The organism is Streptomyces sp. NRRL F-2664 (assembly GCF_000719345.1).
GTDB lineage: Bacteria > Actinomycetota > Actinomycetes > Streptomycetales > Streptomycetaceae > Streptomyces.
In genome coordinates this window covers 16473-38289 of record NZ_JOFX01000049.1, presented here as the reverse complement: position 1 = coordinate 38289, position 21817 = coordinate 16473, and the positions used below count along the sequence as shown (strand labels likewise).

Here is a 21817-nt window from a genome sequence, read left to right as displayed (position 1 = left end):
TCCTCGGCTCGGCGCGTTCGAGCGATCGCGGCTGTACTCGGAGGTCGCGCGCTCGTCCTGCGGGGACACTCCGCCGTGTCCCCACCCCACCGCCCTCCACCGAAGCCGGCCTGCTTGGGGAACCCTCCTCGTCGCATCCGGAGCGGGGACGGGCAGGGGTGTCCCCGCAGGACGAGGCGTCACCCCCGAGCACCACCGCGAAGTACGGCACCCGCCGAGCCGAGGAGACACTCCTGCCCGGCACCGCGACTCCGCCGCGCCGTGACCGTGTTTCGCCCGGCAGGGTGAAGACCCGGGCCCGGACGGGCGAAACCCGGGGCCCGGGGCCGACCCGGGGGCCGGAACGGTCTGCTGTCCCCGCGGGAGCGGTGGGGGTCATGCCGTGAGGCGGGTGGGTTGGAGGCCCGTCAGGAGGAGGGTGAGGGCTTCGTCGACCGTGGAGCCGAGGTACCAGTCGCCGGTGTGGTCGATGCCGTAGACGCGGCCCTCGCGGTCGAGGGCGAGGTGGGAGCCGCCGTCGGCGTCGACGCCGAGGGGGCACAGCTCCGTCGACAGGGCCCGGCCCAGGTCGGCGAAGGTGCGGGCCAGGTGGAGCCCGGTGAGGGGGTCGATGCGCACCGGGACCGGGGCGATCTGGCGGCCGGGTCCGGGGGCGGTGACGGTGAGGCCGCCGAACTCGGCCCAGGCCTCGACGGCGGCGGGGAAGACCGTGTGGCGGTGGCCGGCCGGCGTGGTGTGGTCCCGCAGGGCGTCGGCCCAGTACTCGGCCTGCTTGATGTCCCAGCGGCCGGGTTCCCAGCCGGCGGTGCGCAGTGCGGAGTCCACCCCGACCGGGAAGCGGGTGGTGGAGGAGCGGTCGTAGGAGGCGGAGGTGGTGGTCATGGTTACTCGGCGGGGGTGAGGTCGACGGGGCGTACGCCGAAGTGGGCGAGGAGGGCGTCGCAGGAGCGGCAGGGGGGTGCGTAGCTGCCGTGGAGGGGGTCGCCGTCCTCGCGGATGCGGCGGGCGGTGATCTTCGCGTGTTTGAGGGAGCGGCGGGCCTCGCTGGGTGAGAGGGGTTTGCGGGAGGCGCGCCGGGAGCGGGCGGCCTCGACGGCGGCCAGGTGGCGGGAGAGCAGGATGGCTTCGGGACATCGGCCGGTGAAGCGTTCGCGCTGGCCGCTGGTGAGAGTGTCCAGGAAGTCCTGGACGAGCGGGTGGAGCGCGGGCGGCTGGTCGGCCTTGCCGGCGGTGCCGGTGAGGGTCTCGCCGCGTACGGAGAGGGCGGCGGCGACGGTGGGCAGGATGCCGTCCCGGCGGAAGCGCAGGACGGGCGGGGTGGGCCGGCCGTCGCTGCTGCTCCAGCGCAGGCGGGGGTCGCCGGTGGGGCCGCCCGTTTCGGTGGGTGTGCCCGTCGCGCCGGCGGTGCCGTCGCCCGGTTCCGTACGTGTTGCCGTGTTCTGCATGGTCGCGCTTTCCCTCCCGTGGCGGCGGTGGTGACCGCTTTCGCGCACGCCCCCGTGCTGCGGGGACAGCCTGCCAAATGTCATCTGTCATACGGAAGCGGGGTCGAATTTTCGTATCAATTCGGATGTTCCTGGCCCTCGGGCTGGTGTGCGGGTCGCGGGCGGGGGAGCCTCTTGCCCCAGCGCATAGGCTGTGGTGAACCAGCCAGATCCAGCAGGGGGCTACCGCCATGACGACAGGTCGGCTCGGGCAGCAGGCCGCGCCACCCAACGCCGCTTACTCGGGGCAGGTCGTGCACTTCCCGGACCCGGTCCGGGCCGCTCGGCATCCCCACGGGGTGCGGATGGACGGCGACGGCTATCCGGACTTCTCGGCCTACGCCCGTGCGGCGGTGGAGATCGCCGAACCGCCGGAGGGCTTCGGCGTGGACGAGCTGCGGCTGACCGACTACGTGTCCGCGAACGCGGCGATGAAGGCCGCGGGCCACGCGTTGTGGGACACGGTCGGCCCGGTGGCCACCCCGCACGGCTGGACCTGGCACCACGTGGCGGGTTCGCGGCGCATGGAGCTCGTTCCCGTCGAGGTGAAGGCGCTGCTGCGGCACCATGCGGGCCTGGCGACGGCTCCGGTGGACCACGACAAGCGCGGGACGCGGCCGTTGCAGGAGGTGCGCCCGGTGCACATGGGGCTGCCGAAGTCGGTGGTGTCGGTCGGTGAGGAGCAGGTGCAGGGGGTCGAGGAGGACCTCGGCTACCGGCTGCCGGAGGCGTACCGCTCGTTCCTGAAGGCGGCGGGTGGCTGTGCGCCGGTGGGCGCGGGCCTGGACGTGGATCTGGGTGTGCTGGTCGACCAGCCGTTCTTCACGGTGCGTGAGGAGGCCGCGCTCAATGACCTGGTGTACGTCAACAAGTGCCTGCGCGACCACCTGACGAAGGACTACCTGTGCGTGGCCTTCGCGCAGGGCGGGTTGCTCGCGCTGAAGGTGAGGGGCGAGGGCACCGGGTCGGTGTGGTTCTCCCCGTACGACGACGCACGCGACCGGGACGGCTGGTCGGTGCAGGAGCGCGTGGAGCGGCTGTTGCTGCCGTGCGGCGGTGATTTCGATGCCTTTCTGGAGCGGTTGGCGGGCAACCCGCCGGAACTCGAGACGGTGGCCGGTCTGATGGTGGACGGCGGATTCGCACGTTCGGTTCCGGTGGCCGCCACCGGTTCGGATGAGGGGTGACGGCGCGATGGTGACGTTTGCGCAGGCGCAGGAGCGCGCCGAGGAGTGGATCAACGGAGACGTGCCCGCCTACCAGCACCGGGAGGTGCGGGTGCGGGAGTTCGGGCTCGGGTTCGTGGTGTGGGCGGAGGACCGTGCGGCGGGTCCGGTGTCGGGGGGCGGTCGGCAGCGGCTGGTCATCGCCCGGGACAGCGGTGAGGTGACGCTGTGGCCCGGCCTGCCGGTGGGTGAGGTGATCCGCCGCTACGAGGAGGAGTACGGTGCCGCGGCTGCGGCGCCGGCGGTGGAGGCGTCGGTGCCGCCGCCGCGGATCGACTCGGAGCAGACGTCGTTCATGCTGAGTCCGCCGGAGTGGCTGCAGGAGGCTGCGGACCGGGCCGGGATTCCGCGTGCGGCGGGCGGGGCCGGGGCCTCGGCCTCCGCGTCGGCGTCGGGTGTGCAGGCGCGGGCGGATGCCGCTGCCGGTGCTGACCCGGGCTCGCGGGCGGAGTCGGGCGGGGGCTCGCCCTCGGACTCGGACACGGGCGCGGGCGGTGCTTCGGCTTCGGCTTCGGCGGATTCCGGTCCGGTCGAGGTGCCCGGTGCCGCGGATGCGGTGCCGTTGCGGCGGGGCGGGGAGATCCCGTACGAGCCGACGGCCAACGACGGGGTTCCGGCGACTCCCGGGGCCGCCGTGCCGACCGGGGCCACGCCGTGGGCGGGCACCGATGTGAACTCCGGTACGGACGATGCGTCCGTACCGCTGCCGGCGACCGTGTTCGCGCCGCCGCTGTCCGGTTCGGACCTGGAGGACGCGCCGTCGACCCCCGGCGTGGCTTCCGAGGCGAAGACGACGCTGATGCCCGGTGGCAGCCAGCTGCCGAGGACCGCCGTCGTGCCCGCCCTGGGGTCCTCGCCGCAGGACCTCGCGGACGCGCCGACCAGCAGGGCCCAGGTCTCGCGGCCGGGCGCCACGGGGGCTCCGGGTGCGGGGCAGCCGTCCACGCCGCCCGGCCCTTCCGGTGGCGGGCTCGATCATGCGGCGACGATGTTGGCGGGTCCGGCCGTCGTGGGGCAGCCGCCGGCGCCTCCGGGTCCGCCGGGTGCTCCGGGGGCGGGTGCGCCGCAGCCTCCGGGTCCGCCGGGTCCGCCCGGGGCTCCGGGGTCGTTGGGGCGTGGGCTCGATCATGCGGCGACGATGTTGGCGGGTCCGGCGGTCGTGGGGCAGCCGCCGGCGCCTCCGGGTCCGCCGAGTGCTCCGGGTGCGGGTGCGCCGCAGCCGCCCGGTCCGCCGGGTCCGCCCGGGGCCCCCGGTGGCGGCGCCCATCACGCAGCGACCATGCTCGCGGGTCCCGGCGTACCGCAGCCGCCCGGCCCGCCGGGGGCTCCCGGGACTCCGGGGGCTGCCGGTGGCGGGCTCGACCATGCCGCGACGATGCTCGCGGGTCCCGGCGTACCGCAGCCGCCCGGTCCGCCCGGTCCGCCGCCCGGCGGGCCCGCGGCGCAGCCGCAGGCCCCGTCGGGTGCGCCCACGGTCGGCCCCGGCTACCAGGCGGTGCTGCGCTACCGCGCTCCCGACGGCTCCGAGCAGCAGCTCATCCGCCGCTCGGCGCCCGGTACACCGCACCCGGAGTGGCAGATCCTCTACGAGCTGCGCGCGATGAACGTGCCCCCGCAGCAGGTGCTGGAGCTGCACACCGAGCTGGAGTCCTGTGAACTGCCCGGCGGTTACTGCGCCCGGATGATCCGGGAGACGTGGCCGCAGGTGCGGATCACGAGCGTGGCTCCGTACGGGAAGGACCACGCGGGCCGGCAGCAGGGCATGCGGCATCTGCTCACCCACCAGGGCGAGCTGCACCAGGTGGCCGACGGTCCGGCGCGTCCGGCGCCGGTGCGTGCACCGCTGCCGCAGGTTCCGCTGCAGCCGGCGATCCCGCTGGACGCGATCGGGCAGGAGCTGGCGGCGGCGTTCGGGCCGCAGGGCGTGTTCCGGTTCGACCAGCGGGCGGTGTCCCGTCAGGGCGTGCCGGACATCGTGGCGCAGACGCTGATGTGGGCCGGCCTGCCGGTCGATTTCGGGCCGTTCTTCTGGGCGCAGGCGGTGCCGGGGCAGCCGGTGCCGACGCTGGCCGAGCTGGCGGCGCAGCGGCAGGTGCAGCCGGCGTCGGACGCGGGCTCGTACCTGGTGATCGGCAGCGACTTCGGCAAGGCGCTGTGCGTGCAGTACGGGACCGCGCACATCGTGGCGGTGCCGGTGGAGGCGGGTCCGGGGGGTGCTCCGGTGCCGCCGCAGTTCGTCAATTCGAGCCTGCCGCAGTTCGCGCGCTCGATGGCGATGCTGGGTCACATGTGGCGCTTGCGTCAGCATCTGACGCCGGAGCAGGCGGGCCGCTGGACCGTCGATTTCCAGGCGAACCTTGCGGGGCTGGACAGTGCCGCGCTGGCCTCGCCGGAGAGCTGGTGGTCGGTGCTGCTGGAGCAGATGTGGGACGGGTTGCTGTGATGGCCGTCCGGTGCGACGTGCCGCGCTGATCGTGGCGTGAGCGGCAGTGGCCGGGTCGTGACCCTCGGAGGGGGTCTCGGCCCGGCCATTCGGGCTTCCGGGGTCAAAGGGCGCATCCTTGACGGGAATCCCCGCGAGAGAGGCGCATCCAGGATGAGTGCACCCATGGCGACCGTGCGTGGTCGCGGCTACCGCATCGAAGAGGTCGACCGGTATCTCGCCCGGCTCTCCGGGAGCCGTGACGAGGCCTGGGAGCGGGTGGCGCGGCTGACGGTCCTGGCCAAGCAGATGGAGGCGGAGGCGGCGCGGCTGCGTGAGGTGGTGGCCGGGCTCCCTCCGCAGACCTACGACGAGCTGGGCGAGCGGGCGCGGCGGATCCTGCTGCTCGCGCAGGAGGAGGCGGAGTCGGTTCGTGCGCAGGCGCGGGCGGACGCGTCCGAGACGCTGGACGCGGCCGGGGCGCGGGCCGAGCGGGTGGCCGAACTGGCGCGCGGCGACGCGGACGCGGTGCGGGAGCAGACCGAGGTCCGGGCGCGGCAGGGGCTGCTGCGGGCGCAGCGGGAGGCGGACGACCTGCGGGCGGGGGCGCACGAGGACGCGGCCGCGTGGCGGGCGGACGCGGCGGCGGTGCTGGAGCAGGTGCGGCGGCGGGCCGAAGCGGAGCGGGAGCAGCGGGAACGGGAGCAGGGGGAGCGCTGGGAGGCGGCCGGGCGGGAGCTCGCCGGGCGGGAGGCGGAGGCGGACGCGCGGTGGGCGCAGTCGCAGCGGTACGCGGAGGCCGGGCTGGCGGAGGCGCGGCGGGGGTACGCGGAGGCGGAGGAGGCGGCGCGGCACGGTCAGGAGGACGCGGAGGCGCGGGCTGCGGAGCTGCTGGCGCAGGCGAGGGTGGCTCAGGAGCGGATCGCGCGGGAGACGGAGCGGGTGTTGCGGGAGCATGCGGAGGCGCAGGAGGAGATGCGGGCGCACATGGCGCATGTGCGGGCGAGTCTGTCGACGCTGACGGGGCGGGCTCCTGCGGAGGGCTGAGGCCGGTGGTTCCGCCTGGCCCTTCGCCGGCCCGGCCCGGCTCGGCCTGGCGGCCCGGCTCAGTCGGGCTGTGGGTTGGCGGTGCCCCTTGCGCTTTCCTTGCCCTGGCCGGGCGTCGGCGGTGCCCTTGCCCTGGCCGGGCCGTTGGTTGCGGTGCCTCTGCCGTGGCAGGGCTGTGGCCTTGCCCGGGCCGTGTCGGGCTGTTGGCGCCGTCCCGTTGCCGGCAGGTCGCACCGCTCTGCCGTTTCCGCTGCTTACGGCATCTTCGTGAGGAAGTCTGCGATCAGTGGGGCGATCCGCGGAAGGTGGGTCTCTAGAGCGAAAGTGGCCCGCGTCGTCGAAGATGTGGACCTCGGCGTCGGGGGCGTCGCGGAGGTAGGCCTGCGCCCGCCGGGGTGAAGAAGGGGTCGCCGGCTCCCCGGACGACCAGGACGGGCGTGCGGGATCGGCGCAGCCGCGCCTACCAGGCCGGGTAGTGGGCGAAGTTGAAGCCCTCGACGACGTCGGCGAGCCGGTCGAAGGTGTGGGTTGAACCCGGGGGGCGTCGTGGTGTGTCCGAAGCCGGGGAGGTCGGGGCGATCAGGCGGTGGGCGGTGTCGCCGAGGCGTCCATGAGCTCGGTGAGCACCTCGCCCTCGACCTGTTGAACACCCGGACCGCAGAGGGCGATCTGGTAGCCGCTCCCGCCGGACTCGGTGCCCGGCTCGCGGAGCAGGCGGGGCGGCTGACCGCCGTCGACGCCGTGGGCGAGGACGAGGTGGCCGCCGTTCGGGCCGTACGGGAGGCGGCGCGTGCGGCGCTCGATGCCGTACGGCGTGGCGAGCGGCCGCCGGCGGAGGCGCTGCGCGTGCTGAACGGGGCCCTGGCCGGGGCGCCGTGCCACCGGGTGCCGGCCTGGAGCGAGGAGGCGGACCCTGAGGCTGCGGTGTCCAGGCATGCGGAGCCGGCCCCGCGGCTCGCGGCCGAACTGGCTGACGCGTACCGGCATTGCTGACGGACCCGAGGGTCGGCCGGGTGCGGGAGTGCGAAGCGTCCGACTGCGTGCTGCTGTTCCTCCCCGCCCACCCGCGCCGCCGCTGGTGCGTGGCCGGCGTCTGCGGCAACCGCGCCCGCGTGGCCCGCCACTACGCCCGCCACAAGGGCGACTGAGAGCTCAGAGGTCCCGGAGGGGGGAGTCGAGGAGCCGGTCGAGGCCTGCGACGGTGACGAGGCACACGAGGGCCGTCTCGCCCCGGTCGAGGGTGCGCGCCTCCCATCTGCCGCCGCGGGTGCGTGAGACGACCGCCGTCGTGTCGGCCGTTCGACGGAGCAGGTGCCGGTGGAGGCGGTGCACCGTGAAGGACAGGGACCGCCCACCCGGCTCCCACGCCTCGGCCTTCGCGGTGGCGGTGAGGCGTCGGCCGGGCTGCCGGAAGAGCGTGTACGTGCCGAGGGGCGTGGCGATCTCGGCGTGCGGTGCGCGGGTGTGGGCGGGCGCCGTCCAGACGGACCGGGGTGCGCGCCAGGTCGGCGTCACGCTCATGTGGTCCGCTGGGCCGGGATCGCGGGGGCCTCGTAGCAGTACGGGTCGCTGCGCAGGCCGCGGGAGGTCACCACCAGGGTGAGCGGGGGGTGGGAGCCGGGCGGGAGGGGGGCGGTCAGGGTGCCGGTCAGGGGGTCGGCCAGGGCGGGGACCGTGGTGCCGTCGACGGTGAGGCGGGCGTCCGCGAAGCCGCCGCCCTCGACGGTGACGTGGCCGCCGGACACCGCGGCGCCGGTGATCACCGGGTTGGCGCGGGTGGCGAACTTGTTGACGAGGTAGGCGCCTGCCGGGGCGCCCGTCAGGGCCCATATCTCCTCCGGCAGGCGGGGCAGGCCGGTGCCCACGTCGGCGAGGAAGAAGAGGACGACGTAGAGCATCGTGACCGCGCTGAGCGTGACGTACTGGAGGTCGACGAGGTCGGTGCGTCCGCTGTCGTTCGCGATGAGCTCCCGCAGCGGGCGTCGGCCCGTCGGGGTCGGCGCGGCGGGCGGTTTGGCCAGGCTGCCGTGTTCCACGCGCAGGCCGACGACGGTCTTGGCGGCGATCAGTGCCACGTACGGGCCGCCCAGCAGCGGGAGGTACACCGTCGTCAGGTTGGACAGGGGGCCGTCGGTGCCGCGGAAGTACGCCACTCCGCCGCCCGCGGTGAACCCGTGGCCCAGGACGGCGAGCAGGAGCCAGACCAGGACCACCGTCCAGGCCAGGGCGAGGGCCGTGGAGGTGGAGAGCCGTCCGTCGCGGCCGGTGATGAGGGCCGGGTTGCGGCGCAGGCGCAGGCAGATCGGGCCGGCGAGCGCGGCCAGTAACAGCAGTGCGCACAGTGCGGATGTCATGGTGTTCCCCCCGTATGACGGTGCTGCGTACGAGGGTCGCCCACTGCCCTGGCCATGACAAGGCGGCTCCACGCTCTAGTCGTCGCGCAGTTCCGGGAGGACCGGGAAGCGGCGGGGTGCCACCAGGAGGAGGACGAGCGCGGCGGTCACGGCGGCGGCGGCCGCGCCGAGGAAGATGTGCTCGACGGCGGCGGCCACGGCCGCGCGCAGGTGGTCGGCGGCGGACGGGGGGAGCAGGCCCGGGTGTGCCAGGGCCTCGGCGACGTCGTCGAGGTGGCGCGGCAGGCCCGGTACGGGGGCGTCCGCCAGGCGGGCGGCGATGGTGGCGTTGGCGACGGCGGCGAGCAGGGCGGCGCCCACGCTCTGGCCGACCTGGCGGCAGAAGAGCACCGAGGCGGTGGTGGTGCCGCGTTCGGCCCATCCCACGGTGGACTGGACCCCGACGATCAGCGGCAGTTGGAAGAGTCCGAGTGCGGCGCCGAGCAGCAGCATGATCAGCGCCGGCTGCCACGGCCGGGCGGGGTGCGGGAGCAGGGTGAAGGAGTACAGGACCAGCGCGGCCAGGCCGATGCCGACGACGGCGCTGTTGCGGAAGCCGATGCGCCGGTAGACGTGCTGGCTGAGGGCGGCCGTGACGGGCCAGCTGAGGGTCATCACGGACATGACGAGTCCGGCGCCGACAGGACCGAGGCCGAGGACGGACTGGGCGTACGTGGGCATGAAGACCATCGGGGCGACCATCAGCAGGCCGAGCGCGGCCATGGCCAGGTTGACGGCGGCGATGGTGCGCCGGCGCCACACCCAGCCGGGCAGGATCGGTTCCTCCGCCCGGCGTTCCACCCGGACCACCACGGCGGCCAGGACGGCGCTGCCGGCCAGCAGGCCCAGCGACGGGGCGGACAGCCAGGGCCAGGCGACCCCGCCCTGGACGAGTGCGAGGAGCAGCAGTGCGCCGCAGCCGAAGACGCCGAGGGCGCCGGCCCAGTCGACCGGGCCGCGGCGGCCGGGGGAGCGTACGGGCTCGGTCAGGTGGCGGGTGATCATCCACAGGGCGGCGGCGGCCAGTGGCAGGTTGATCAGGAAGATCCACCGCCAGTGCGCGGCGGAGGCGAGCAGTCCGCCGAGGGCGGGGCCGGCGACGGCCGAGGTGGCCCACACGCCGGACATGCGGGCCTGGATCCGCGGGCGTTCCTTGAGCGGGTACAGGTCGGCGGCCAGGGTCTGGACGGTGCCCTGCAGGGCACCGCCGCCCAGGCCCTGGACGATGCGGAAGGCGATGAGGGCGGCCATGTTCCACGCGGCCGCGCACAGCAGCGAGCCGAGGAGGAAGAGGCCGATGCCGAAGAGCAGGACGGGCTTGCGGCCGAAGGTGTCGGACAGCTTGCCGTAGACGGGCAGGGTGACGGTGACGGCGAGCAGGTAGCCGGAGAAGAGCCAGGAGAAGACGGAGAAGCCGCCCAGGTCGCCGACGATCTGTGGGACGGCGGTGGCGACGATGGTGCTGTCGAGGGCGACGAGGGCCATGCCGAGCATCAGGGAGGCGACCACGGCGGTCGCGGGGCGCCCCGCCGGCCGGTCCGTGGCCCCGCCGCCGCAGCTGCCCGTGCCCGCGGGCGGTGCGACCGTGCCCGCGGAGGGTGCGACCGTGCCCGCGGAGGGTGCGACCGTGCCCGCGGAGGGTGCGACCGTGCCCGCGGACGGTCTGTCCGTGCCCGCGGAGGGCTCGACCGTGCCCACGGAGGGCTCGACCGTGCCCGCGGGCGGTGCGTCCGTGCCCGCGCTCCCGGCTCCGGCCGGGGCGGGGTCGTTGGCCGGAACGGCGGCACCGGGGGCGGCGTCCGCAGGTCCGGCGGGTGTGCCGTCCGGGCCCGCGTCCGTGCTGTCCGCTGCCGGCACCGAGATTCCTTCCCCTTGCACGTAGTTGCGGTGGACACCCTCTCATCGCCGCCTCGCGGACGGTATCCCTCAGGCCGGGTCGTCCGAAGGGCGGACAACCCCTAAGGGTCTCTCCGCACTACGGGCCAGGGCTGTTTCCTCCCGGCGGAGGAGGTGCAGGCACCTCGGCGTCTCCTTAACTGGACCCTACGAACCGGGGGATGCGGGTGGGGTTAACCCCCGGCTGGATACGGCTACGGGCACCAGCGCGCCGCGGGTCCCGCCGCCGCAGACTCATCACGGCGACGCAACGCACGCACACGCACGCATTCGAAGAAGGAGACAGACCGTGACAACGGCAATGACCGAAACCAGGCACGGGGGTACTGGAGGGCATGCTGCCGTCGCGGCCCGGGCGCGGAAGGTCGTCAAGGCCTACGGCTCCGGGGAGACGCGTGTCGTCGCCCTCGACGAGGTGGACGTGGACATCATGCGCGGCCGGTTCACCGCGATCATGGGCCCCTCCGGCTCCGGCAAGTCGACCCTGATGCACTGCCTCGCCGGCCTGGACACGGTGACCAGCGGGCAGATCCACCTGAACGACACCGAGATCACCGGGCTGAAGGACAAGAAGCTCACCCGGCTGCGCCGTGACCGGATCGGTTTCATCTTCCAGGCCTTCAACCTGCTGCCCACGCTCAACGCCCTGGAGAACATCACGCTCCCCATGGACATCGCGGGCCGCAAGCCCGACGCGGAGTGGCTGAACCGGGTGGTGGAGACCGTCGGCCTGGCCGGGCGCCTCAAGCACCGTCCGACCGAGCTCTCCGGCGGGCAGCAGCAGCGCGTGGCGGTGGCCCGCGCCCTCGCCGCCCGCCCCGAGATCATCTTCGGTGACGAGCCGACCGGAAACCTGGACTCCCGCGCGGGCGCCGAGGTCCTCGGCTTCCTGCGCCGTTCGGTGGACGAACTCGGCCAGACGATCGTCATGGTCACCCACGACCCGGTCGCCGCCTCCTACGCCGACCGCGTCATCTTCCTCGCCGACGGCCGGATCGTCGACGAGATGCACTCCCCCTCCGCCGACCAGGTCCTGGACCGGATGAAGGACTTCGACGCGCGCGGGCGGACCTCATGAGCAACACGGTCCTGAAGACCTCGCGGCGCAACTTCGTCGCGCACAAGGGGCGGATGGCGCTCTCGGCCGTCGCGGTCCTGCTGTCCGTCGCGTTCGTCTGCGGCACGCTGGTGTTCACCGACACCATGAACACCACCTTCGACAAGCTGTTCGCCGTCACCAACTCCGACGTCACCGTCAGCCCCAAGGCGGCCGAGAGCGGGGAGGAGACCCCCGACCGCGGCAAGCCGGAGACCCTGCCGGGCTCGGTCGTCGAGCAGGTCAGGAAGGCCGACGGCGTCAAGAGCGCCGAAGGCGGCGTCGTCTCGATGGCCGTCACCGTGGTCAACGCCAAGAACGAGAACATGGGCTCGACCACCGGCGCCCCGACCATCGCGGGCAACTGGAGCGACAACGAGCTCAGGTCCATGAAGATCACCTCGGGCCAGGCGCCGCGCGGCCCCACCGAGGTCATGGTCGACGCCGACACCGCCGAGAAGCACGGCCTGAAGCTCGGTGACGAGCTGCGCACCATCGCCATCACCGGTGACCTCCGCGCCAGGATCACCGGCATCGCCGCCTTCACCGTCACCAACCCGGGCGCGGCCGTCGTCTACTTCGACACGGCCACCGCGCAGCAGGGCCTGCTCGGCTCGCCCGACGCCTTCACCCACGTCAACGTGACCGCCCGGGACGGGGTCAGTGACGAGCAGCTCAAGGCGAACGTCGCGAGCGCCGTCGGCGCGGACGCCTACAAGCTCCAGACCGCCAAGGAAGCCGCGGACGCCAACCGCAAGGACGTGGGCGCCTTCCTCGACGTCATGAAGTACGTGATGCTCGGCTTCGCCGGCATCGCCTTCCTCGTCGGCATCTTCCTGATCTTCAACACCTTCTCCATGCTGGTGGCCCAGCGCACCCGCGAGATCGGCCTGATGCGCGCCATCGGCGCCGACAGCGGGCAGATCCTGAAGTCGGTGGTCGTCGAGGCCCTCCTGCTCGGCGTGGTCGGCTCGATCCTCGGCGTCGCCGCCGGTGTGGGCCTGGCCGTCGGCCTGATGGCCCTCATGGGCCAGATGGGCATGCACCTGTCCACCGACGACCTGACCGTCGCCTGGACCACCCCCGTCGCCGGCATCGTCCTCGGCGTGATCGTGACCGTCGTCTCCGCCTTCGTCCCGGCCCGTCGCGCCGGCAAGGTCTCCCCGATGGCCGCGCTGCGCGAGTCCGGCACCCCCGGCGACAAGAAGGCCGGCCGCGTCCGCGCCGCGCTGGGACTGGTCCTCACCGGCATCGGCGGGGCGTCCCTCTACCTCGCCGCGGCCGCCGAGAAGGCCTCGGCCGGATCCCTCTGGCTGGGCCTCGGGGTCGTCCTCACCCTCATCGGCTTCATCGTGATCGGCCCGCTGCTCGCCGCGGGCGTGGTGCGCGTCCTGTCGGGTGTGGTCCTGCGGCCCTTCGGGTCCGTGGGCCGGCTCGCCGAGCGCAACGCCCTGCGCAACCCGCGCCGCACAGGCGCCACCGCCGCCGCGCTGATGATCGGCCTCGCGCTGGTCGCATGCCTGTCGGTGGTCGGCTCCTCGATGGTCGCCTCCGCGACCGACGAGCTCGACAAGTCGGTCGGCGCCGACTACATCGTCGCCTCCGAGTCCGGCCAGCCCGTCCTGCCGCAGGCCGAGCAGGCGCTGCGCGCCACCGCCGGCCTCGACCACGTCACCGCCTACCGGCAGGTGGACGTCAAGCTCACCGCGCCCGACGGCACCACCGAGGAGACCGGCCTGGGCGCGACCGACCCGACGTACGCCAAGGACATCCGGCGCAAGATGACGGCCGGCGAGCACGCGGCGGCCTACGGCGCCGGGTCCATGTCGGTCGGTTCCCTGTACGCCACCGCGCACGGCATCAAACTCGGTGACGAGATGACGGTCGCCTTCGACGGCGGCAGGACGGTCAAGCTGAAGGTCGCGGCGATCACCAGCGACGAGGGCAACCTCGACAAGGGCATGGCGTACATCAGCACCGAGACCGCCCGGGCGAACGTTCCCGCGGACCGGATGCCGCTGCCCTTCATGCTGCTGGCCACGGCGAAGGACGGGCAGTCCGACGCCGCCGCGTACTCGTCGGTCAAGGCGGCCCTGAGCGCGTACCCCCAGTACCTGGTGCGCAACCAGGCCGACTACAAGCAGGCCCTGAAGGACCAGGTCGGCCAGCTGCTCAACATGGTCTACGGCCTCCTCGGCCTCGCGATCGTCGTCGCGGTGCTGGGCGTCGTGAACACCCTGGCCCTGTCGGTGGTCGAGCGGACCCGGGAGATCGGCCTGATGCGCGCCATCGGCCTGTCCCGCCGCCAGCTGCGCCGCATGATCCGCCTGGAGTCGGTCGTCATCGCCCTCTTCGGCGCCCTCCTCGGCCTCGGCCTGGGCATGGGCTGGGGAGCCACCGCGCAGCAGCTGCTGGCGCTGGAGGGCCTGAAGGTCCTGGAGATCCCGTGGCCGACGATCATCGGGGTGTTCGCCGCGTCGGCCTTCGTGGGCCTGTTCGCCGCGCTGGTCCCGGCGTTCCGGGCGGGTCGGATGAACGTCCTGAACGCGATCGCGAGCGAGTAGCGGTCACCGCGTCCGGACGGGGGAGGGCGCAGGCCCGGGACGACGCGTCCCGGGCCTGCGCCCTTTGTCGCCGAGGCGGTACGGGGCGGCTCAGCCGGTGGTGTCGCGCTGCATCAGGACGACCCCGCCGGCCTCTCCCACCACGGTGTACCGCTCGCCGGGGTGGAGCTGGGAGGCGTAGGCCGTCGGGTCCTCGCCGGCCCACTGGTTGCCGTTGTCGATCGTGATCCAGTCGGGGACGACGCCCTTGCTGCCGCCGATCCACAGGACCCGGCAGCGGGAGGTCAGCCGGGTCAGCGGGGTGGTGTCCGCCTCCACGGTGGCCCCGTCGGGGATCCGGTCGAGGAGCCGCTCGATCGCGGCGACGCGCTCGGGCTTGGCGTACGTGGACGCCTCCGTCAGCTTGGCGGTCGGCATGCTCGTCATGGCCAGGGCGAGGGCGGCGCCGAGCACCGCCGCGGGCAGCTGGAGGGCGTAGGACCGCAGCCCCGGCCGGTCGCCGCGCCGGACGGTGTCGATGGCGTCGACCAGGGCGAGCGCGACCACGGGCATCAGGACGGCGCTGTAGTGCCAGTCGGTGGACCAGTAGTGGTCGTCCCCGGACAGGAACCGCCAGCCGAGGGTCGGCGCGGCGACCAGCAGCAGGGGCGAGCGCAGGGCGAGCAGGCCGGAGGTGGGGATCAGTACCCAGCCCAGCGTGGCCAGCTTCGTGCCGGTGCCGGCGAAGGGCCCCGCCCCGTCGATCTTGTGCCAGTAGCCGTAGCCGTCGGCCGCGAAGGCCGGTATGAACACGGTGAACACCAGTACGGCGAACACGCAGGCGGCCGCCGCGATGCCGAGCGCGGTCACGGCGGTGCGCCGGTCGGTCGTGCGGGCGCGCCAGGCCACCACGACGGCCAGGGCGGCCAGCGTGAAGCCGAGGTCCTCCTTGACGAGGAGCAGCGGCAGCCCCCACAGCAGGGCGGCCCGCCAGCGCCGGGCCAGGACCGCCTCCAGGGCGAACGCCAGCAGCGGCACGGCGAAGGCGATCTCGTGGAAGTCGAACTCCACCGCCCGCTGGATGCCCCAGGACAGGCCGTACGCGATGCCGACGGCTGTCCCGCGGGCCCGGCCCAGGAGCCGTGCGGCCGCCCGGGTGACGGGGACGGCGGAGAGCGCGAACAGCGCGGCCTGGACGACCAGCAGCGTGATCGGCCCGGGGAAGACGCGGTAGACGGGCGCGACGAGCGCGATGATCGGGCTGAAGTGGTCGCCGAGGATGTTGGCCCCGGGCCCCTTCAGGTCGGCGACGGGCACCTGGAGGTGGGCGTACGCCCGGATCGCCTGCTCGAAGATCCCCAGGTCCCAGGAGGCCCAGTCCATGCGCCGGAAGCGGCCGACGGACAGCACGAGGTAGACGGCGAAGAGCCCGCAGGCCACCAGCCAGGGTCCGGCCCGGTGGGGCGCGGCCGCCGGGGGCGGGGCCTGGGGGGCCGGTGCCGGGCGGGCTATGGCATCGCTCGTCACGGGCTCGTGCTCCTCGGCCGTTCGGCGTGAACTCATGCGGAAGGGGACGCGGCGAGCTCAGGCGGTGGTTACGTCAACATCGTAGAGCGGGAGCAACGTCACAAGGATGAGGAGGGGCCGGCGCCCCGACCGGTGGCCCGAATCCCTCGCGCGCCGGTGCGGGCGCCGTCGTAGGGTGGAACCCCCGGCCCGTACGACGTGTCGGGTCCTTCGCGTTGCCCCTTCACCGGACGGAATGCCTCCTCATGAGCCTGCACGGACTGCTCGACGCCGTCACCCGGGACGCCGCCCTCACCGAGGCGGTCACCGCGGCCGGTGACGGCAACCGCATGCACCTGGACCTCGTCGGACCGGCCGCCGCGCGCCCCTTCGCGATCGCCGCGCTGGCCCGGCGCACCGAGCGGACCGTGCTGGCGGTCACCGCCACCGGCCGCGAGGCCGAGGACCTGGCCGCCGCGCTGCGCTCCCTGCTGCCGCCCGACGAGGTCGTCGACTACCCGTCCTGGGAGACGCTGCCGCACGAGCGGCTCAGCCCCCGCAGCGACACCATGGGGCGCCGGCTGGCCGTCCTGCGCCGGCTGGCGCACCCCAGCAAGGACGACCCCGCCGCAGGGCCCGTGAGCGTGGTCGTCGCGCCCATCCGGTCCGTGCTCCAGCCGCAGGTCAAGGGCCTGGGCGACCTGGTTCCGGTGAGTCTGCGGCAGGGCGCGGGCGCCGATCTGGGCGAGGTCACCGAGGCGCTGGCGGCGGCCGCGTACGCCCGCGTCGAGCTCGTCGAGAAGCGCGGTGAGTTCGCCGTGCGCGGCGGCATCCTCGACGTCTTCCCGCCCACCGAGGAGCACCCGCTGCGCGTGGAGTTCTGGGGCGACGAGGTCGAGGAGATCCGCTACTTCAAGGTCGCCGACCAGCGCTCCCTGGAGATCGCCGAACACGGCCTGTGGGCGCCGCCCTGCCGCGAGCTGCTGCTGACGGACGCCGTCCGGGAGCGGGCCCTCGCCCTCGCCGAGGCCCACCCGGAGCTCGGCGAACTGCTCGGCAGGATCGCCGAGGGCATCGCGGTGGAGGGCATGGAATCCCTCGCCCCGGTCCTCGTCGACGACATGGAGCTGCTGATCGACGTGCTGCCCGCCGGGGCGATGGCCGTCGTCTGCGACCCCGAGCGGGTCCGGAGCCGGGCCGCCGACCTCGTCGCGACCAGCCAGGAGTTCCTGATGGCGTCGTGGGCGGCCACCGCGGGCGGCGGCGAGGCGCCCATCGACGTCGGCGCGGCCTCGCTGCGCGGCATCGCGGACGTCCGCGACCGGGCCCGCGAGCTGGGCATGATGTGGTGGTCGATCTCCCCGTTCGCCGCTGACGACACCGACCTGGCCGCCGACACCCTCAAGCTGGGCATGCACGCCCCGGAGGCCTACCGCGGCGACACCGCCCGCGCGCTCGCCGACACCAAGGCCTGGATCGCCGACGGCTGGCACACCGTGTACCTCACCGAGGGCCACGGCCCGGCCGCCCGTACCGTCGAGGTCCTCGCCGGCGAGGGCATCGCCGCCCGCCTGGAGGCGGACCTCGGCGCCCTGGAACCGAGCCTGGTCCACGTCTCCTGCGGCTCGCTCGACAACGGCTTCGTCGATCCGGTGCTGCGCCTGGCCGTACTGACCGAGACCGACCTGACCGGCCAGCGGACCGCCACCAAGGACCTCGGCCGGATGCCGACCCGCCGCCGCAAGACGATCGACCCGCTGACGCTGGAGGCCGGCGACTACATCGTCCACGAGCAGCACGGCGTGGGCCGCTACGTCGAGATGGTGCAGCGCACCGTGCAGGGCGCCACCCGCGAGTACCTGCTGGTCGAGTACGCCCCCGCCAAGCGCGGCCAGCCCGGCGACCGCCTCTACATCCCCACCGACCAGCTGGAGCAGGTCACCAAGTACGTCGGCGGTGAGGCACCCACCCTGCACCGGCTCGGCGGCGCCGACTGGACCAAGACGAAGGCGCGCGCGAAGAAGGCCGTCAAGGAGATCGCCGGCGACCTCATCAAGCTCTACAGCGCGCGCATGGCGGCCCCCGGGCACACCTTCGGCCCCGACACCCCCTGGCAGCGCGAGCTGGAGGACGCCTTCCCGTACGCGGAGACCCCCGACCAGCTCACCACCATCGCCGAGGTCAAGGAGGACATGGAGAAGTCCGTCCCGATGGACCGGCTGATCTGCGGCGACGTCGGCTACGGCAAGACGGAGATCGCGGTGCGCGCCGCCTTCAAGGCCGTCCAGGACGGCAAGCAGGTCGCCGTCCTCGTACCGACCACGCTGCTCGTGCAGCAGCACTTCGGGACCTTCTCCGAGCGCTACAGCCAGTTCCCGGTCAACGTGAAGGCGCTGTCCCGCTTCCAGAGCGAGACGGAGTCGAAGGCGACGCTGGAGGGCCTCAGGGAGGGATCGGTGGACGTCGTCATCGGCACCCACCGGCTGTTCTCGCAGGAGACGAAGTTCAAGGACCTGGGCCTGGTCATCGTCGACGAGGAGCAGCGCTTCGGTGTGGAGCACAAGGAGCAGCTGAAGAAGCTCCGCGCCAACGTGGACGTGCTGACGATGTCCGCGACGCCGATCCCGCGCACCCTGGAGATGGCGGTCACCGGCATCCGCGAGATGTCGACGATCACCACCCCGCCGGAGGAGCGCCACCCGGTGCTCACCTTCGTCGGCCCGTACGAGGAGAAGCAGATCGGCGCGGCCATCCGCCGTGAACTGCTGCGCGAGGGCCAGTGCTTCTACATCCACAACCGGGTCGAGTCCATCGACCGGGCGGCGGCGAAGCTGCGCGAGATCGTGCCCGAGGCGCGGATCGCGACGGCGCACGGCCAGATGTCGGAGCAGGCGCTGGAGCAGGTCGTCGTCGACTTCTGGGAGAAGAAGTACGACGTCCTCGTCTCCACCACCATCGTCGAGTCGGGCATCGACATCTCCAACGCCAACACCCTGATCGTGGAGCGCGGCGACAACTTCGGCCTGTCGCAGCTGCACCAGCTGCGCGGCCGTGTGGGCCGCGGCCGCGAGCGCGGCTACGCGTACTTCCTGTACCCGCCGGAGAAGCCGCTGACGGAGACGGCGCACGAGCGGCTCGCCACGATCGCCCAGCACACCGAGATGGGCGCCGGCATGTACGTGGCGATGAAGGACCTGGAGATCCGCGGCGCGGGCAACCTGCTCGGCGGCGAGCAGTCCGGGCACATCGCGGGTGTCGGCTTCGACCTGTACATCCGCATGGTCGGCGAAGCGGTGGCCGACTACCGGGCCGCCGTCGAGAACGGCGGGGTGGAGGAGGAGCCGCCGCTGGAGGTCAAGATCGAACTGCCGGTCGACGCGCACGTCCCGCACGACTACGCGCCCGGTGAGCGGCTGCGCCTGCAGGCGTACCGGTCCATCGCCTCGGCCGCCTCCGAGGCGGACATCAAGGCGGTCCGCGAGGAGCTGACCGACCGCTACGGCAAGCTGCCGGAGCCGGTGGAGAACCTGCTGCTGGTGGCGGGGCTGCGGATGCTGGCGCGGGCCTGCGGGGTCGGCGACATCACCCTCCAGGGCAACAACATCCGCTTCGGTCCGGTGGAGTTGCGCGAGTCGCAGGAGCTGCGGCTGAGGCGCCTCTACCCGGGCACGGTCCTCAAGCCGGCGACCTCGCAGATCCTGGTGCCCCGCCCGAAGGCGGGCAGGATCGGCGGCAAGCCGGTGGTCGGCCGCGAACTGCTGGCCTGGACCGGTGAGTTCCTCACCACGATCCTCGGCTCGTAGGGGCGTGCGGCAGCGGCCGGGGAGCGCGGGCGCCCCGGCCGGAGCCCCACCGCGGCGGGGCTGTGCTGCGACCCTGCAACGGTTGCGCGCATCCCCTCACTGGTGGCCGTGAACGCTGTATACCCTCAGACCCGAAACCTCTTCCGCACGGCCCGTCAGGAGCAGCGATGCACGGCCCCGGCCTTCCGCCGCAGCACGCCCCCCAGTCCACTTCGGGCGGCGTGGTGACACTGCGCGTGGTCTTCATGCTGCTGCCCATCCTGAGCTGCGGCTTCCTGGCCTGGGGTGCGATGCTGCGGCTCGCGCTGGTCACCCGCAGGTCCCGGGACTGGGCGCTGCTGGTGGTCAGCGGGGTGCTCTCCGTCGTCTGGATGACGCTGATCCAGCTCGATCCCACCCCGGACGTCAACGGCTGGCAGGGCAACCTCGGCGCAGGTGGCTCGATCCTCACGGGCTTCGCGGTCTGCGTGTACTTCCTCGTCGCCGACATCAAGCACCACGAGGCCGTCCGGGCCGCGGCGCCCGCGCCGTGGTACCCGGGGCAGCCCGCTGCGTACAACCTGCCGCAGCAGACGACCTCGCCCTCCTACGGCTACCCGAACCCCGCGCAGGCGCCCACCGTGATCTCCGGCTCGACGCCGGCCGTCCCGCAGGTGCCGCCGCACCCGACGCCGCCGCCGCGCATCGGGCAGGTCCGCGCCGAACTCGACGAGCTCAGCGAGCTGCTGCGCAAGCAGACCCCGCCGCCCGGCGGGCACCACCAGGACCCGAACCAGACCGCCTTCCGGGATCCGCAGCAGTGACCGACCGCCTCATCGGAGACCGCTACCAGCTGGCGAGCATCCTCGGACAGGGCGGCATGGGCCAGGTGTGGACGGCGTACGACCGCCGGCTGGACCGGCGGGTCGCCGTCAAGCTGCTGCGCCCGGACAAGGTCGCCGGGCCGGGCACGGTCGCCGAGGAGCTGCGCCGCCGCTTCGTGCGCGAGTGCCGGGTCACCGCGCAGGTGGACCACCCGGGCCTGGTCACCGTCCACGACGCGGGCAGCGACGGCGACGAGCTGTTCCTCGTCATGGGCTACGTCGAGGGCTCCGACCTCGCCGACCACCTCGCCGCCCACGGCCCGTACCCGTGGCAGTGGGCGGTCGCGGTCGTCGCGCAGCTGTGCTCGGTGCTGTCGGCCGTGCACGCGGTGCCGATCGTCCACCGCGACCTCAAGCCCCGCAACGTGATGGTCCGCCCCGACGGCACCGTCCTCGTCCTCGACCTCGGCGTGGCCTCGGTCATGGACACCGACACCACCCGCCTCACCAGCACGGGCACGCCCATCGGCAGCCCGGCGTACATGGCGCCCGAGCAGGCGATGAGCGGCGCCGTGGGCCCGTACACCGACCTGTACGCGCTCGGCGTGCTGCTGTACGAACTCCTGAGCGGGAACGTGCCCTTCGCCGGTTCCACGGCCCTGGGCGTGCTCCACCGCCACCTGTACGAGGCCCCCGTCCCGGTCCGCCCGCAGCGCCCGGAGGTCCCGCAGGAGCTGGAGGCGCTCCTGATGCGCCTGCTCGCCAAGGACCCGCAGGACCGGCCGTCCTCGGCGCAGGAGGTGTACGAGGCCCTCGCCCCGCTGCTGCCGGCCCGCGACGGCCGCGGTCCGGTCCGCCCGCTCGACCCGACCCGGCCGTTCACGCGCCCCCTGGCCCCCTGGCCGGACCGGGCGGCGGTGATCCCGCCGCGGCCGACCACCCCGCCGACGCCCACGCCGACGGGCGCCGCGACCGGCACCCCCGTGCCGCCCGTGACCGCGCCGACGCCCACACGGACCCCCGCGCCGGTGCCGCAGAAGCCCGACATCCCCGGAGCCGTCGACCAGGCCCGCACCCTGCTGGACCAGGGGCGGCTCACGCAGGCGGTGGACATCCTCGGCGGGATCCTCCCGGCGGCGGCCGCCGAGCACGGTGAGCGCTCGCCGGTCGTGCGCTCCCTGCGCAAGCAGTACGCGGCCACCCTGATGGACGACGGCCAGTACCGCCGCGCCCTGCCCGAACTACGCCGCCTCGCGGAGGAGTTCGCGCCCGGCGACCCGCAGGCGCTGCGCTTCCGCTACGACGCCGCGCAGTGCCTGGAGCAGCTCGGCGAGCCGGCCGCCGCGCTGGCGGAGTACCGCTCGCTGCTGCCGTATTTCGAGAACCGCTACGCCAACCCGGACCAGACCCTGCCGCTGGAGATCCGCCGCCGGATCGCGCACCTGCTGCTCTCCCTCGGCGACCGCCCGGCGGCCCACGAGAACCTGGCCCGGCTGCTGTTCGACGCGGAGCGGCTGCACGGCCCGAACCACCCCTTCCCGTCGGAGATCCGCCGCACCCTGCAGTGGCTGAGCCAGGTCCGCTGACGGGTCGGCCCG

Annotated in this window: 16 protein-coding genes; 10 read left to right on the top strand and 6 right to left on the bottom strand. The window is 73.6% G+C overall.

Translation table 11 applies throughout. From position 1 onward, the window contains the following. Window positions 1-375 precede the first annotated feature (375 nt). Together IF89_RS0130595 and IF89_RS0130590 are read right to left on the bottom strand one after the other, a co-directional pair. Window positions 376-882, bottom strand: a complete 507-nt coding sequence (locus IF89_RS0130595) for an SUKH-3 domain-containing protein (RefSeq protein WP_030774934.1) — start codon at window positions 880-882, stop codon at window positions 376-378. 2 nt (window positions 883-884) lie between these two features. Beyond that, window positions 885-1445, bottom strand: coding sequence for a YwqJ-related putative deaminase (locus IF89_RS0130590; protein ID WP_030774932.1), 561 nt, complete (start codon window positions 1443-1445; stop codon window positions 885-887). A 230-nt stretch (window positions 1446-1675) separates the two neighbouring features. Between IF89_RS0130590 and IF89_RS0130585 the strand changes: the two genes are divergently transcribed. The 5 genes from IF89_RS0130585 (at window position 1676) to IF89_RS47960 (ending at window position 7327) form a co-directional block, all read left to right on the top strand. Continuing rightward, window positions 1676-2671, top strand: coding sequence for an SMI1/KNR4 family protein (locus IF89_RS0130585; RefSeq protein WP_078628615.1), 996 nt, complete (start codon window positions 1676-1678; stop codon window positions 2669-2671). Window positions 2672-2678: 7 nt separating this feature from the next. After that, window positions 2679-5153, top strand: a complete 2475-nt coding sequence (locus IF89_RS0130580; RefSeq protein ID WP_030774930.1) for an SUKH-4 family immunity protein — start codon at window positions 2679-2681, stop codon at window positions 5151-5153. Window positions 5154-5318: 165 nt separating this feature from the next. Next, window positions 5319-6179 carry a DivIVA domain-containing protein gene (locus IF89_RS0130575; protein WP_234327924.1) on the top strand — a complete coding sequence of 287 codons (861 nt, stop codon included), beginning with the start codon at window positions 5319-5321 and terminating at the stop codon, window positions 6177-6179. A gap of 546 nt (window positions 6180-6725) precedes the next feature. Then, on the top strand, window positions 6726-7172 hold the full coding sequence (locus tag IF89_RS38455) for an ABATE domain-containing protein (protein WP_324605377.1): 447 nt from the start codon (window positions 6726-6728) through the stop codon (window positions 7170-7172). Window positions 7173-7192: 20 nt separating this feature from the next. Continuing rightward, entirely contained in the window at window positions 7193-7327 is a 135-nt protein-coding gene (locus IF89_RS47960; protein ID WP_234327923.1) for a CGNR zinc finger domain-containing protein, read from the top strand. 4 nt (window positions 7328-7331) lie between these two features. Here the strand turns inward: IF89_RS47960 and IF89_RS0130565 are convergent, their stop codons facing one another. The 3 genes from IF89_RS0130565 to IF89_RS38450 form a co-directional block, all read right to left on the bottom strand. Further along, on the bottom strand, window positions 7332-7700 hold the full coding sequence (locus IF89_RS0130565) for a hypothetical protein (protein ID WP_158717943.1): 369 nt from the start codon (window positions 7698-7700) through the stop codon (window positions 7332-7334). Further along, a complete protein-coding gene (locus IF89_RS0130560; RefSeq protein WP_234327922.1) occupies window positions 7697-8533 on the bottom strand; it encodes a hypothetical protein in 837 nt (278 codons plus the stop codon). Before IF89_RS0130560 ends, IF89_RS0130565 begins: the two co-directional genes overlap by 4 nt. 75 nt (window positions 8534-8608) lie before the next feature. Then, entirely contained in the window at window positions 8609-10066 is a 1458-nt protein-coding gene (locus tag IF89_RS38450; RefSeq protein WP_043194619.1) for an MFS transporter, read from the bottom strand. 703 nt (window positions 10067-10769) lie between these two features. On the opposite strand from IF89_RS38450, the gene IF89_RS0130550 reads away from it, so the two are divergent. Both IF89_RS0130550 and IF89_RS0130545 read left to right on the top strand, forming a co-directional pair. Continuing rightward, window positions 10770-11546, top strand: coding sequence for an ABC transporter ATP-binding protein (locus IF89_RS0130550; RefSeq protein ID WP_420706984.1), 777 nt, complete (start codon window positions 10770-10772; stop codon window positions 11544-11546). Then, the gene (locus IF89_RS0130545) at window positions 11543-14128 is read left to right on the top strand and encodes an ABC transporter permease (RefSeq protein ID WP_030774923.1); all 2586 of its coding nucleotides are present in this window, start codon (window positions 11543-11545) and stop codon (window positions 14126-14128) included. The genes IF89_RS0130550 and IF89_RS0130545 overlap by 4 nt, the downstream gene beginning before the upstream one ends. Window positions 14129-14218: 90 nt before the next feature. On the opposite strand, the gene IF89_RS0130540 is transcribed toward IF89_RS0130545, so the two are convergent. Further along, window positions 14219-15670 (bottom strand): DUF2079 domain-containing protein, encoded by a 1452-nt coding sequence (locus IF89_RS0130540; RefSeq protein ID WP_051807845.1) that lies wholly within the window; start codon window positions 15668-15670, stop codon window positions 14219-14221. 209 nt (window positions 15671-15879) lie between these two features. Between IF89_RS0130540 and mfd the strand changes: the two genes are divergently transcribed. The 3 genes from mfd (at window position 15880) to IF89_RS0130525 (ending at window position 21805) form a co-directional block, all read left to right on the top strand. Beyond that, window positions 15880-19416, top strand: coding sequence for a transcription-repair coupling factor (gene mfd, locus IF89_RS0130535; RefSeq protein WP_030774921.1), 3537 nt, complete (start codon window positions 15880-15882; stop codon window positions 19414-19416). Between the two features lie 167 nt (window positions 19417-19583). After that, the gene (locus IF89_RS0130530; protein WP_030774920.1) at window positions 19584-20219 is read left to right on the top strand and encodes a hypothetical protein; all 636 of its coding nucleotides are present in this window, start codon (window positions 19584-19586) and stop codon (window positions 20217-20219) included. A gap of 56 nt (window positions 20220-20275) precedes the next feature. Beyond that, the gene (locus IF89_RS0130525; RefSeq protein ID WP_234327926.1) at window positions 20276-21805 is read left to right on the top strand and encodes a serine/threonine-protein kinase; all 1530 of its coding nucleotides are present in this window, start codon (window positions 20276-20278) and stop codon (window positions 21803-21805) included. Window positions 21806-21817 lie beyond the last annotated feature (12 nt).